Genomic DNA, 12,267 nt, shown 5'->3' with positions numbered 1-12,267 from the left:
TCCCGGCATCCCCCTGACCCGAGCGAGCCCCTTTGATGTGGATCGAAGTCCTTGTCGTCCTTGTCCTGACCCTGCTCAACGGGCTTCTGGCCATGTCTGAACTGGCCATCGTCTCGGCCCGGCCGGCGCGGCTGAAAGTCCTGGCCGAACGCGGCGACCGGGCCGCCGCCACCGCGCTGGCGCTGGGGGAGGAGCCGGGGCGGTTCCTGTCCTCGGTCCAGATCGGCATCACGCTGGTCGGCATCCTGTCGGGCGCCTTTTCCGGCGCGACGCTGGGGGCGCGGCTGGCGGCGGCGCTGCCGGGCTGGGGGGTGCCGCCCTCGCTGGCGCAGCCCCTGGGCATGGGCGGCGTGGTCGTGGCCATCACCTACCTGTCGCTGATCGTGGGCGAACTGGTGCCCAAGCAGCTGGCGCTGAAGGCGCCCGAGCGCGTCGCCGTTCGGATGGCGCCCCTGATGCTGGCCATCTCGCGCGGGGCGGCGCCGCTGGTCTGGCTGCTGGACCGTTCGGGCAAGCTGGTCCTGGCCGCGCTGGGGCAATCGGGCGAGGACCGGCAGACCATCAGCGACGAAGAGATCAAGCTGGTGATCTCGGAAGCCGAGACCGCGGGCGTCATGCACCGCGCCGAGACCGAGATGATCGCCGGCGTCATGCGCATCGCCGACCGCAGCGCCCGCGGGCTGATGACGCCCCGGCGCGAGATCGAGGCGGTGGATGTGGGTGACAGCTGGGAAGAGATGGCGCGCAAGTTCCGCGACGGCCGCCGCACCCGCCTGCCGGTCAGCGACGGCGACCCGAACAACCTGATCGGCGTGATCGCCAGCGTGGACCTGATGTCGCAAAGCCGCGCCGAGGCGGTGGACCTGCGCCAGGTGATGCAGCCCGCCCCGATCATCCCCGAGACCATGGACGCGCCCGAGGTCATCGCGCGCCTGCGCGCCGCGCCGGGGCAGATGCTGCTGGTCTATGACGAATACGGCCATTTCGAGGGCGTGGTGACGCCGATGGACGTGCTGGAGGCGATCACCGGCGAGTTCGCCGGCCTCGACGACGACGAGCCGAAGCTGGTCGAGCGCGACGACGGCAGCCTGCTGGTCGCAGGCTGGATGCCGGTCGACGAATTCGCCGACCGGCTTTCGGTCTCGCTGGACGAGGATCGCGACTATTCCACCGTGGCCGGGCTGGTGCTGGACCTGGCCGGCCGGCTGCCGCAGGCGGGGGATCGCGTGGATTGGCAGGGCTGGCGCATCGAGGTGGTGGACATGGACCATCGCCGCATCGACAAGCTGCTGGTCCAGCGCCTGCCGGGCTGATCCGCAGGGCCGCGCCGGCGGGCGGGAAAGAACGCTTGTGATTTCCCGCGGGTTTGATAACGCTTGGTTATGAACTTCACCCTGCGCCAGATCACCTATTTCCTTGCCGTCGCCCGGCTGGGCCATTTCGGCCGCGCGGCCGAGACGGTGCATGTCTCGCAGCCGGGGCTGTCCAGCCAGATCGCCCAGCTCGAGGCGCGGCTGGGCGGGGCGCTGTTTGAACGCGGCGCCGGCGCGGGGCCGGTGCGGCTGACCGCGCTGGGTGAGCGGCTGTTGCCGGTGGCGCAGGAACTGATGGACACCGCCAAGCGGCTGGAGGCGCTGGCGCGGGCAGGACGGCTGCCCTTGTCGGGGCGGCTGCGGCTGGCGATCATTCCCACGGTCGCCCCCTATCTGATCCCGCACCTGGTGCCGGCGTTGCGCGCCAGCCATCCGATGCTGAACCTGGAATTGCACGAGATCGCGACGGATGAGGTGGTCTCGGGCGTGCTGAGCCACCGTTTCGATGCCGGGATCATGGCCCTGCCGGTCAACGAGCCGGGGATCGAGGCCGAGACGGTCTTGCGCGACGCCTTCCTGGTCGCGTTGTCGGGCAGCGACACCACGCTGCTGTCCGGCCCGGCCCGGCCCGAAAGCATCGAGGCGGACCGCCTGCTGCTGCTGGCCGACGGCCATTGCCTGCGCGACCAGGCGCTGGAGGTCTGCGGGCTGCGCAGCCCGCGGCGCAAGCTGAACCTGGAAGCGGCCTCGATGACGACGCTGATGCGGATGGTGGCCAGCGGCATGGGCATGACGCTGATCCCGCGGCTGGCCCTGGCGGACGAGAACCGCGACGGCCGGCTGCGCATCGTGCCCTTTACCGAGCCGGCGCCCTCGCGCGATCTGGCCGTGGTCTGGCGCCGCAATGCCGAGGCCGGGGCGGATGCGCGGGCCCTGGCCCAGGTGGTGCGCGATCTGGCCCCGGTTCTGGGGGTCGAGCCGATCCCCCGCCCGGTGCCGGATCCGGCGCCCGATGCGCCGACCCGCAAAAGGATCAGCGCAGCACGATCTTGACCGGCAGCACCAGCGCGGTGGTCTTGCCCGAGGGCGGCGCCGGCAGGCGCGGCATCCGCGAGGCCTGGCGGTTCAGCGCAGAATCGATCCTGGCATCCCCGGTCGAGCTTGCCAGCGACGCCCCGGCCACGCGGCCGCTGGGATCGACGCTGAAGCGCACGGTCACGGTCATGGTGTCGCCGCGCCCGTTGAAGCGGGTGCGCTGCATGTGGCGCGCCACCGCGGCCTGCACCTTGGACTGCCAGCTGGCCACCTGCCGCGGGCTGGGCGTGCCGGCCTGCGCCTGGGGTGCGGCGGTGCGGTCGGATTGCGGCGCCCGGACCCTGGTCGTGGCCTGGCGGGCCGGCTGCTCTTCCGGGGCCTTTTCCTTTTTCTCGCGCTTCTTGGGCTCGGGCTGCTTTTCGACGACCTTCCGCTCCGGCTCCGGCTCGGGGTCGGGACGCTCGGGCGGGCGTTCGGATTTCTGCAGCACCACCGCATCGGGCGGCGGCGGGAACAGCGAGTTCATGTCCGCCAGCGGTTCCAGTTCCTGAAGCGGCGGCATGGCGAGTTCCGGTTCGGGCTCCGGCTCCGGTTCGGGCTCGGGTTCCGGTTCGGCCTCGGTCATTTCCGGGGTCTCGGCCTCGTCCGGCGGGGCGGCCGCCTCGGGCATCGGTGCCAGCTCGACATAGACCGGGTCGGGCAGGCCGGGGGGCGCGGCGGCTTCGGCGCGTTGCAGGATCCACAGCGCGCCGCCCATATGCGCGGCCAGGGCCACCGCTGCGGCGGTGCCCCATAGCGCGCTGTCGCGCAGGGCCGGGGAAGGCTTCCAACTCATGGCGTGGGGGCTCCTCCGCTTGACGGGGTCGAGGCGGTTTGCTGGGCCGGCGCTGCGGCGGGTGCTGCCGCGGGGGCAGGTGCTGCCGCGGGCGCATCAAGCTCGGCATCGGCGGGCTGGGCGGCGGGCGCCACCCCCCCGCCGGTGGTTTCAAGCCCGACCAGGGCGATCTTGAGATAGCCGGTTTCTCGCAGGGTGTTCATGACGCCCATCAGGTCGCCATAGGACACCTTCCTGTCGGCGCGCAGGAAGATGCGCTCCTCGCGGTTGTTCTGGGTCGCGGCGGCCAGCGCCGTGGCCAGCCCGCCGGCCGGCACGTCCTCGTTGCCCAGGGCAAGCGTCAGGTCGGGCTTGACGGTGATATAGACCGGCTGGTCGGGGCGCTGCGCCGGGGTCGCGTTCGAGACCGGCAGGTCCACGTTCACATCCACCGTCGCCAGCGGCGCCGCCACCATGAAGATGATCAGCAGCACCAGCATCACGTCGATGAAGGGCGTGACGTTGATCTCGTGGTTCTCGACCAGATCGTCGCCTTGGGTTTCGCGGATGCCGCCGGCCATGGCTCAGACCTCCGTGCGCGAGACGGTGCCGCGGAAGTCGAGGTCGCGGCTGACCAGGCGCTTGACCCCGGCCGCGGCATTGGCGAGCCGCAGGCGGTAGCCGGTGATGGCGCGGGCGAAGACGTTGTAGATCACCACGGCCGGGATGGCCGCGATCAGGCCGATGGCGGTGGCCAGCAGCGCCTCGGCGATGCCCGGCGCCACGACGGCAAGGTTGGTGGTCTGCGCCTGCGAGATGCCGATGAAGCTGTTCATGATGCCCCAGACGGTGCCGAACAGGCCGACGAAGGGCGCGGTCGAGCCGATGGTGGCCAGAACGCCGGTGCCCCGGCTCATGCGGCGGCCGGCGATGGCCTCGATCCGGTCCAGATGCGAATCGACGCGCTCCTTGACGCCCGCGTCGCCGGCCTGGTCCAGCGCCGGGGCCGAGCGGTCGTATTCGGCGGCCGCGGCGCGGATCATGCGCGAGACCGGGTCGCGGCGGTTGCCGGCCGAAGCCAGCGCCGAGGGCAGGTTCGCCGCCGCTTCGACCCGGCGGATGCCGGATTGGGCGCGCTGCATGGCCCCCAGCAGTTCCAGCACCTTGGCGACCAGCACCGTCCAGGTCACGACCGAGGCGAAGGCCAGGCCGATCATCACCGCCTTCACCACCCAGTCGGCGGCAACGAACATGCCCATCGGCGACAGGTCGTGCGGCAGGTTCGGGTCGCGTTCCGGCGGGTTCAGCATCGGCGACAGCGCGTCCTGCACCGCCTGCGGCAGGATGCTGGAGCCGCCGGGCTCGGCCGCTTCGGGCGCGGAGGGGGCGGGGGCTTCCGGTGCCGCCGGGGTTTCGGAGGCCGCCGGGGCTTGGGCGGTGGCGGGCGCGGTTTCGGGCGCCGCCGCGGGCGCATCGGCGGCGGGGGCCGGTGCGGTTGTTTCCGGCGCGGTCGTTTCCGGCGCGGTGGTTTCCTGCGGGGCGGCTTCCGGTGCGGTTGCCGCGGGCGCGGGGGTTGCGGGCGGGGTCGTCTCGGCCGCCGGGGCGGGGGTCGTGCTTGCCGCTCCGGGTGCTGCCGTGCCGGGGGCCGCCGCTTCCGGCGTCGCGGGCTGCGGGACTTGGGGTTGCGGGGCTGCGGTTTCGCCGGCGGGGGCGGCCGGCTGGGTCTGGACCTCGGGCGCCGGGCTGGTCTGGCCGCCCGTGGCGGCTTCCTGCGCCGCGATCGGCGTGGCGAGCAGCAGGCAGGTCAAAGCAACGGCGGTCCCCGCGCTACGGCGCGGCAGTGACTTCTGGGTCATGGCGATCCTTATAGTTCCGGCATTCGATCCGTCCGCATCTTGCTGGGCGCGGCACATGCAAACTGGCATGCCGCCGACCCTCTGGCCGCGGTTTGGGCTTCGTATCGATCACCAAGGTAAAATTGTCAACTATTCCGCGGACGGGCTGCCGCGCTTTATGCCGACCAATAGGCGGCCAAGTGGCTTTGCGCCCTGTCGTGGCCCAGCGTTTCCAGCAGCAGGGCGCGAAGCGCGGCAATCTCGGATTTTTCCGCTGCCGCCCACAGATAGCTGCCGGGCAAGGGCGGCTCGTCGCGCAGCAGGGCGCAAAGCGCCGCGGTCCCGCCGGGCAGGTGGCATATGCGGAAGCCCGCGGGCCGGGGCAGCGGATAGCCGGGCCGGGCGCCGAGCAGGAAGACCTGGCCCCGCGCGCTGCCGGCGCGCGATTCGAGGATGCGGGCCATGGCGGGCCAGGCGGTCTCGTCCCCGGCAAGCATCAGCTGCGCGGCCTGCGGGATGCCGCCGCCGCTGGGGCCGAGCAGGCCGATGCGCGCGCCCGGCCGGGCACTTTGCGCCCAATGCGCCGCCCGCCCGCCGGGATGGTCGAAAACGTCCAGTTCCAGCCAGCCGGCATCGGCGTCGATGCGGCGCACGGTATAAACCGGGCGGTGCAGCGCCTTGTCGCCCCTGGGCCAGAGGATCTGGCCGTTGGCGCCGAGACGCGGCCATTCCGGCGCGTCGTCGCCGGGTTGCGGCAGGACCAGCCGGAAATGCAGCGAATCCTCGGTGGCAAGCCGGTGCAGGTTGGGCGCGGCCAGCCGCACGCGCAGGAAATCCGGGCAGAGCGGCTCGACCCCGACGACCTCGGCCAGGCTGAAATTGCCGGGCGGCTTGCCGGCATCGGCGGCCGAGGGCCAGCGCAGCGCTGCCGCCGCCGCCGGCAGGTGCTGGCCAAGATGTTCGGAAATCGCCTGCTGCATCGCGCCCAGCCATTCGGCGCGATGGGCGCGGGCAAAGACCAGCACGCCGTCGCCGCGCCGCTTGGCGCCGAACTCGCCCATCTCGACCTGGCACCAGATCGAGCGGCCATGGCCGGTATGCAGCTCCAGCCCGTGTTCCTGGGCCTCGTCGCGGATCAGCCGCTCGATCGGGGCGAAATCCTGGCCGGGCAGCAGGGCCTCGGACTGGAACTCGGGCAGGGGGGTGATGCGCATCTGTCGCCTTTCGTGCCTTGCCCCGGAAAGGTTGGGTCTGCGGCGCCCTGCCGCAAGGGCTCAGGCGAGCCGCGCGATCTCGGCCGCCGCCGCCTCGAGCGCGCCCTTGCCATGCGGGATCGCCAGCGCCGTCATCCCGGCCTCGACCACCGCCAGCACGCCCAGCAGCTGATGCGCATTGGCATGGCCCATATGGGCGATGCGCAGCGCGTTGTCGGGATCGGCGGCGCCCAGGCCGATGCCCAGCGTCACCCCCGCGCGGGCGGCGGTCCATTCGCGCAGGGCGCCGGCCTGCGGCAGCCGGGCCGCAGTGACCGAGCGGGCGCGGCCGGCGGGATCGGCGATCAGCGCGCCGATGCCGGGATGGCCCGCGCCCCAGCGCTCCAGTGCCGCCCATGTCGCTCGCGCCAGCCCCTTGTGCCGGGCCCAGGCGGCGGGCAGGGTTTCCTCGTCCAGAAGCATCCGCAGCGCCTCGTTCATGCCGAAGATGTGCTGGACGGGCGGCGTGCCGCCCCAGAACTGCCACAGCGCTTCGGCCTCGGCCCGCGGGGTCCAGTCCCAATAGGGCGTGGCAAGGCCGCTGCGCCCGCGCGCCTTCACCCGGTCCGAGAACCAGACGAAGGCCAGCCCCGGCGGCACCATCAGCCCCTTCTGGCTGGCCGAGACCAGCAGGTCCACGCCCCATTCGTCCATCCGCAAGGGCTCGCAGCCCAGCGAGGCGATGGCATCGACGGCCAGGAAGGCGGGATGGCCGCCTATGGCCGCGCGCAGGGCGGGAATGTCGGCGCGGGCGGAACTGGCGGTATCGACCTGGCAGACCAGCACCGCCCGGATCCGCCCCTCGCGGTCCTGCGCCAGCCGGTCGGCCAGCCGCTGCGGGTCGGGGGGCGCGAGGCCGAAGTCCAGCTCCTCGACCTCGATCCCCAGCGCGCGGGCCGTGGCGGCCCAGCCGCGGCCGAAATGGCCCGAGACCAGCGCCAGCGCCCGCTCGCCCCGGTCGAGCAGGTTGACGTTCGCCGCCTCCCAGCCGGCATGGCCGTTGCCGATATAGGGCACGACATGGCCCGCGGTCCCGGCCAGCCGCTTGAGCCCGGCGATCATCGCCCGGTTCTCGGCCGCCAGCGCCTCGCCGTAGATGTCGGGCGAGGCGCGGTGCATGGCGCGCAGCACGCGGTCGGGCGCGGGCGAGGGGCCGGGAATGGCAAGGACGGCGGCGCCTTGGGCGAAGCTCATGGGAAATGCCTTTCTGATGATCCGTCATCCGTAGGACGGGCCCCGCGCCGGGTCAACCGGGGGCGGGCGAGGTGCGGGGCATGGGTATTTGGACAACGAAGAAGGGCTGGGCCTGGGGCGGCGAGGCCGGGGCGGGTGGCACGGGCGGGATATGGGCATTTGGGAAACGGAAAGGGCCGGGCGGGGCCTTCGGCAGGGCCCGCCGGGGCACTGCGCCGCGGGCGGCTTGCCCCCGCGCCGCTTGCGCCTTATCCCTTGCCCTGACCGAGGACCGGGGATGCGATGGCGGACAGACTTCACAGGACGGCCAATCTGTTCGCCCGCATGTGGCGCGACTATCTGCGGCCCTACTGGGGCCGCATCCTGCTGGCGCTGCTGTTTCTGGTCATCGAGGGCTCGACCCTGGGCATGCTCAGCTGGATGCTGAAGCCGCTGTTCGACCGGGTCTTCGTCGGTGGCGACACCGATGCGATCTGGTGGGTCGGCGGCGCGATCTTTGGCCTGTTCCTGATCCGCGCCACCACCTTCGTCGTCAACCGCAGCCTGATGACCTCGGTCTCGCTGGCGGTCTCGACCTCGATGCAGACCGACCTTTTGCGCCATATCATGACCTTGGACGGCGGCTTCTTCCAGCAGAACCCCCCCGGCGCGCTGATCGAGCGGGTGCAGGGCGACACCATGGCGGTGCAGGGGGTCTGGACCACTTTCATCTCGGGCGCGGGGCGGGACATGGTCTCGCTGGTGTCGCTGTTCGGGGTGGCGCTGGCCGTCGATCCCTGGTGGACCATGGCGGCGCTGGTGGGCGCGCCGCTTCTGATCCTGCCGACGCTGGTGGTGCAGCGCTATATCCGGCGCAAGATGCGGCAGAACCGCGTCAACGCCAGCCAGCGCGCCACCCGGCTGGACGAGGTGCTGCACGGCATCAACGCCGTCAAGCTGAACCGGATGGAGGATTACCAGGCCGGCCGCTTTGCCCAGATCGTCACCCGCATCCGCCAGGCCGAGGTCAAGATGTCCGGCATCGGCGCCACCGTGCCGGCGCTGGTCGATGTCGTCACCGGCCTGGGCTTCATCGGCGTGCTGGCGCTTGGCGGTGCCGAGGTGACGCGGGGCGAGCGCACGGTGGGCGATTTCATGTCCTTCTTTACCGCCATGGCGCTGGCCTTCCAGCCGCTGCGCCGGCTGGGGGCGCTGACCGGCACCTGGCAGGTCGCCGCCGCGAGCCTGGAGCGCATCTATGCCGTGCTGGACCTGCGGCCGACCATCACCTCGGGCTCGCGGCGCGAGCCGCCGCCCGACACCACGATCCGCTTTCAGGACGTGCGGCTGGCCTATGCCAACCACCCGGTGCTGAACGGGCTGAGCTTTACCGCCGAGGCGGGCCGGACCACCGCGCTGGTCGGGCCTTCGGGGGCGGGGAAATCCACGGTCTTCAACCTGCTGACCCGGCTGGTCGACCCGGAATCGGGGCAGATCACCCTGGGTGGCGTGGCCTTGCGCGACTATGAGCTGGGCGTGCTGCGCGACCAGTTCTCGACCGTCAGCCAGGATGCGGCGCTGTTCGACGAGACGCTGCGCGAGAACATCCTGCTGGGCCACGACCAGGACGACGAGGCGCTGCGCCGCGCCGTCGTCGCCGCCCATGTCGCCGATTTCACCGACGCCCTGCCGATGGGGCTGGACACGCCTGCGGGCCCGCGCGGCTCGGCCCTGTCGGGCGGACAGCGCCAGCGCGTGGCCATCGCCCGCGCCGTGCTGCGCAATGCGCCGATCCTGCTGCTGGACGAGGCGACCTCTGCGCTGGACGCGCAAAGCGAGCGGGTGGTGCAGCAGGCGCTGGACGAGCTTTCGGCCGGGCGCACCACGCTGGTCATCGCGCACCGGCTTTCGACCGTGCGGCAAGCCGACAAGATCGTGGTGGTCGAGGCCGGCAGGGTTGTCGAAGAGGGCAGTCACGACCAGCTTATGGCCCAGGGCGGCGCCTATGCCGCGCTGGTCCGGTTGCAATTCGGAGAGGATTGATGCGGCGCATTCTGGCGGTTTCGGGCGAGGACCGGGTCGAGTTCCTGCAAGGGCTGGTGACGAACAAGGTCGGCCCGGTGCCGTGCTGGGCGGCGTTGCTGACGCCGCAGGGCAAGTATCTGGCCGATTTCCTGGTCGTGCCCGAGGGCGAGCGGCTGCTGATCGACGTGGACGCGCGGCTGGCGGACGACCTGGCGCGGCGGCTGTCGATGTATCGGCTGCGCTCGAAGGTTGCGATCGAGCCGATGGATCTGGCCGTCGCCCGCGGCACCGGGCCGGCGCCGGCGGGGGCGATCGCCGACCCGCGGCACCCGGCGCTCGGCTGGCGGCTTTACGGCGCCGAGGGGGACGACGGCACCGACTGGGGCGCCATCCGGGTCGCGCATTGCATTCCCGAAACCCTGGTCGAGCTGATCCCGAACGAGACCTTCATCCTGGAAGCCGGGTTCGAGCGCCTGCATGGCGTCGATTTCCGCAAGGGCTGCTATGTCGGGCAAGAGGTCACGGCGCGGATGAAGCACAAGACCGAATTGCGCAAGGGGCTGGTGACGGTCGGGATCGAGGGCGCGGCCCCCGTCGGCACGCCGATCCTGATGGCGGACGGGCGCGAGGCCGGCACGCTTTTCACCCAGTCCGGCGGCCGCGCCATCGCCCATATGCGCTTCGACCGCATGGGCGAGGGATTGACGGCGGGGGATGCCCGCATCATCCCGTGACCGGCCCGGCCGAGGAGCGCGTCCGCCGCATCGTGCATGTGGACATGGATGCCTTCTATGCCTCGGTCGAGCAGCGCGACGACCCGGCGCTGCGCGGCAGGCCGGTCGCCGTGGGCGGCATCCAGCGCGGCGTGGTCGCCGCGGCCAGCTATGAGGCGCGGCGCTATGGCGTGCGCTCGGCCATGCCCTCGATGCGGGCGATGCGGCTGTGCCCCGACCTGGTCTTCGTGAAGCCGCGCTTCGACGTCTATCGCGCCGTCAGCCAGCAGGTCCGCGCGATCTTTGCCGAATACACCCCGCTCGTCGAGCCGCTGTCGCTGGACGAGGCCTATCTGGACCTGACCGATCACCTGGACGGCCGCACCGCCACCCGCATCGCGCAGGAAATCCGGGCGCGCATCCGCGCGGCGACGGGGCTGACAGCCTCGGCCGGGGTCAGCTACAACAAGTTCCTGGCCAAGCTGGCCTCGGACCAGCGCAAGCCCGACGGGCTTTTCGTGATCCCGCCCGAGGCCGGGGCGCAATTCGTGCAGGGCCTGCCCATCGGCCGCTTCCACGGCATCGGCCCGGCCACGGCGGCGCGGATGGAGGCGCATGGCATCCTGACCGGCGCCGACCTGGCCCGGCAGAGCCTGGAGTTCCTGACCGCGCGCTTCGGCAAGTCGGGCAGCTATTACTGGAACATCGCCCGCGGCATCGACACGCGCGAGGTCAAGCCCGACCGCATCCGCAAGAGCATCGGCGCCGAGAACACCTATTTCGAGGATCTGCGCCAGATCGCGGCGGCGCATGAGGCGCTGGCGGTGCTGGCCGACAAGGTCTGGCGCCATGCCGCCTCGGCCGCGCGCCGGGGCCGCACGGTGACGCTGAAGGTGAAATACGGCGATTTCCGCCAGATCACCCGCGCGCGCTCGCTGCCGCGTCCGGTCGAAAGCCGCGACGAGATGCTGGAGATGGCCTGCGAATTGCTGGCCCCGGTCTTTGCCGATCCGCATGGGGTACGGCTCTTGGGCATCACGCTGTCGGGGCTGGAAGAGGCGCGGCAAGACGAGCCGCCGCGCCAGCTGGGCCTGTTCGATCAGGCGTAAAGGTTGATCACCCCGACCTTCTGGTGGATGCCGTTCACGGTTTCCTTGTCGAGGCCGAGGCCCTGCGCCAGCGTGTGCAGGTATTCGGCCTCCTTGCGGTTGTCGAACTCGATCGCCATCAGTGACATCAGGTAGACCTGCGGGCCGAAGCCCTGCGGCACCTCGCGCGCCAGGGCGGCGGCATCGACCGGGGCGGCGATCTGTTCGCGGATGAAGGCGCGTTCCTCGTCGTCCAGCTCGCCGAACTCGGCCATCAGCTTGGCCTTTTCCGCCTCGTCGATCTCGCCGTCGGATTTCGCGGCCTGGATCATCGCCTTCAGCATCAGCCCGGCCAGCGCGTTCTGTTCCGGCGTGGGCGCGGTCGAGGGCTCGTCACCGCTGGCCAGCGCCTCGTTGAAGAGTTCGCCGAAACTGGCGTCGTTCTGCGGCTGCGCGTCCTTTTGCGCCAAGCCGCCCCTGCCTTGCGGGGCCTGGCCCTGCGGCTGCTGGCCCTGCGGCTGCGCGCCGCGACCGCCCAGCAGGTCGCCCAGCATCCCGCCCAGGCCGCCCGCCGCCGCGCCGCCCAGCACGCCGCCAAGCCCGCCCGAACCCGTGCCCGAGCCGCCGCGACCGCCGGTCAGCTGGTCGAGCAGACCGCCCAGCCCGCCCTGGGCCGTGCCGCTGTGGCGGGGCGAGTTCGGCCCGCCATAAGCCGTGCCGCCGCCCGAGCGCCCGCCCAGCACCTGGCCCAGCATGTCGCCCAGCCCGCCCGCGCCGCTGCGGCGGTCGCCGGCTTGGCCGGTGTTGTTGCCGAACAACTCGTCGAGCAGCCCGCCGGGGCTGCGCCCGCCGCCCGATTGCGGCCGGTTCTGGGCGTTCTTCATCATGGTTCCGATCCCCTTGGCCAGCATGACGCCGGCCGCGACGCGGGCGAGGGATTTCATCAGGCTCATCTTGGTCCTCCGAAAGCGCTGCGGGGCCGCGGGCCGGGCAGCCTTGTTGCGCAATTCCAACGTAT

Annotated in this window: 11 protein-coding genes; 5 read left to right on the top strand and 6 right to left on the bottom strand. The window is 71.6% G+C overall.

The genetic code is table 11. The features are described from left to right. Positions 1-35: 35 nt before the first annotated feature. Complete coding sequence (locus E3U25_RS16880) at positions 36-1,313, top strand: hemolysin family protein (protein WP_036752176.1); 1,278 nt, start codon at positions 36-38, stop codon at positions 1,311-1,313. A 69-nt stretch (positions 1,314-1,382) separates the two neighbouring features. Next, entirely contained in the window at positions 1,383-2,366 is a 984-nt protein-coding gene (locus tag E3U25_RS16875; RefSeq protein ID WP_116222125.1) for a hydrogen peroxide-inducible genes activator, read from the top strand. On the opposite strand, the gene E3U25_RS16870 is transcribed toward E3U25_RS16875, so the two are convergent. The 5 genes from E3U25_RS16870 to E3U25_RS16850 form a co-directional block, all read right to left on the bottom strand. After that, the gene (locus tag E3U25_RS16870) at positions 2,347-3,183 is read right to left on the bottom strand and encodes an energy transducer TonB family protein (RefSeq protein WP_036752170.1); all 837 of its coding nucleotides are present in this window, start codon (positions 3,181-3,183) and stop codon (positions 2,347-2,349) included. The two genes, E3U25_RS16875 and E3U25_RS16870, sit on opposite strands and share 20 nt — an antisense overlap. Beyond that, complete coding sequence (exbD, locus tag E3U25_RS16865) at positions 3,180-3,743, bottom strand: TonB system transport protein ExbD (protein WP_116222126.1); 564 nt, start codon at positions 3,741-3,743, stop codon at positions 3,180-3,182. Before exbD ends, E3U25_RS16870 begins: the two co-directional genes overlap by 4 nt. 3 nt (positions 3,744-3,746) lie before the next feature. After that, entirely contained in the window at positions 3,747-5,018 is a 1,272-nt protein-coding gene (exbB, locus tag E3U25_RS16860; protein ID WP_116222127.1) for a tonB-system energizer ExbB, read from the bottom strand. 155 nt (positions 5,019-5,173) lie between these two features. Then, positions 5,174-6,211: a siderophore-interacting protein gene (locus E3U25_RS16855; protein WP_116222128.1), complete on the bottom strand. Its 1,038-nt coding sequence runs from the start codon at positions 6,209-6,211 to the stop codon at positions 5,174-5,176. A 60-nt stretch (positions 6,212-6,271) separates the two neighbouring features. Next, positions 6,272-7,444, bottom strand: coding sequence for a pyridoxal-phosphate-dependent aminotransferase family protein (locus tag E3U25_RS16850; protein ID WP_116222129.1), 1,173 nt, complete (start codon positions 7,442-7,444; stop codon positions 6,272-6,274). 282 nt (positions 7,445-7,726) lie between these two features. Here E3U25_RS16850 and E3U25_RS16845 point away from each other — a divergent pair, with 282 nt between their 5' ends. The 3 genes from E3U25_RS16845 to dinB are packed head-to-tail and all read left to right on the top strand — an operon-like array spanning position 7,727 to position 11,270. Beyond that, positions 7,727-9,466 (top strand): ABC transporter ATP-binding protein, encoded by a 1,740-nt coding sequence (locus tag E3U25_RS16845; protein WP_072461597.1) that lies wholly within the window; start codon positions 7,727-7,729, stop codon positions 9,464-9,466. Next, positions 9,466-10,182, top strand: a complete 717-nt coding sequence (gene ygfZ, locus E3U25_RS16840; protein ID WP_116222130.1) for a CAF17-like 4Fe-4S cluster assembly/insertion protein YgfZ — start codon at positions 9,466-9,468, stop codon at positions 10,180-10,182. The genes E3U25_RS16845 and ygfZ overlap by 1 nt, the downstream gene beginning before the upstream one ends. Beyond that, the gene (gene dinB / locus E3U25_RS16835) at positions 10,179-11,270 is read left to right on the top strand and encodes a DNA polymerase IV (protein WP_036761287.1); all 1,092 of its coding nucleotides are present in this window, start codon (positions 10,179-10,181) and stop codon (positions 11,268-11,270) included. The genes ygfZ and dinB overlap by 4 nt, the downstream gene beginning before the upstream one ends. On the opposite strand, the gene E3U25_RS16830 is transcribed toward dinB, so the two are convergent. Beyond that, positions 11,261-12,202 (bottom strand): DUF533 domain-containing protein, encoded by a 942-nt coding sequence (locus E3U25_RS16830; protein ID WP_116222131.1) that lies wholly within the window; start codon positions 12,200-12,202, stop codon positions 11,261-11,263. The genes dinB and E3U25_RS16830 overlap by 10 nt on opposite strands. Positions 12,203-12,267 lie beyond the last annotated feature (65 nt).

Origin of the sequence: Paracoccus versutus, from assembly GCF_029909795.1 — a bacterium.
Lineage (GTDB): Bacteria > Pseudomonadota > Alphaproteobacteria > Rhodobacterales > Rhodobacteraceae > Paracoccus > Paracoccus versutus.
This window is presented reverse-complemented; position numbering and strand designations above follow the sequence as displayed.